The organism is Ideonella alba, from assembly GCF_018069845.1.
Taxonomy (GTDB): domain Bacteria; phylum Pseudomonadota; class Gammaproteobacteria; order Burkholderiales; family Burkholderiaceae_C; genus Ideonella; species Ideonella alba.
Map to the genome: position 1 here is coordinate 1 of NZ_JAGQDD010000054.1, position 1,057 is coordinate 1,057.

At 66.2% G+C, this 1,057-nt stretch carries 1 protein-coding gene; it reads right to left on the bottom strand.

Features of this window, described 5'->3' with window-relative positions; translation table 11 throughout:
- Positions 1-16 precede the first annotated feature (16 nt).
- A partial coding sequence (locus KAK03_RS24730; protein ID WP_210857351.1) for a branched-chain amino acid ABC transporter substrate-binding protein occupies positions 17-1,057 on the bottom strand: 1,041 nt, incomplete at its 5' end.

Genomic DNA, 1,057 nt, shown 5'->3' on the forward strand with positions numbered 1-1,057 from the left:
GTGGTGACCCGAAGGATCAGCGCACCACGGCGATCTGGTCGCGATTGCCACCCTTGTAGGTGTACAGCGTCAGCGCGCCGTTCTTGACGTCACCCTTCTCGTCGAACGAGATGGTGCCGGTCACGCCCTTGTAGCCCGAGGTCGCGGCCAGCGCCGGCAGGTACTTGGCCGGGTCGGCCGAGCCGGCCTTGACCATCGCGGCCACCAGCACGTTGGTCGCGTCGTACACGTACGGCGCGTAGACCTGCACGTCGGCGTTGAACTTCTTCTTGAAGTCGGCGCGGAACTTCTCCATGCCGGCCTTCTGCTCGCCCTCGACACCACCGGCCTCGGCGCACACCACCTGGCCGTCGGCCATCGCGCCCGCAGCCAGCTTGGGCAGCTCGCTCGAGCAGATGCCGTCGCCGCCCATGAACTTGGCGTTGATGCCCAGTTGCTTCATCTGGCGGATCATCGGGCCGGCCACGGCGTCCATGCCGCCGAAGAAGACCACGTCGGGCTTGACGGCCTTGATGTTGGTCAGGATGGCGGTGAAGTCGGTCGCCTTGTCGTTGGTGAACTCGCGCTTGGCGATGGCACCGCCCTTGCCCTTGACGCCCTTCTCGAACTCATCGGCCACACCCTGGCCGTAGGCGGTGCGGTCGTCGATCACGGCGATGACCTTGCCCTTGAGCTGCTCGACGGCATAACGGCCCAGCGTGCCACCCAGGTGCACGTCATCGGCCACCACGCGGAAGGTGGTCTTGTAGCCCTGGCGGGTGAACTTGGGGTTGGTGGCCGACGGGCTGATCTGCGGGATCCCGGCGTCGGAGTAGACCTTGGAGGCGGGGATCGAGGTGCCCGAGTTCAGGTGGCCCACCACGCCGTTGACCTTGCTGTCGACCAGCTTCTGGGCAGCGGCGGTGCCTTGCTTGGGATCGCCCGCGTCGTCTTCAGCCAGCAGCTCGAACTTGGCCTTCTTGCCGCCGATCATCACGCCCTTGGCATTGAGCTCGTCGATCGCCATGCGCGCGCCGTTCTCGTTGTCCTTGCCCAGGTGGGCGATGGCGCCGCTGGT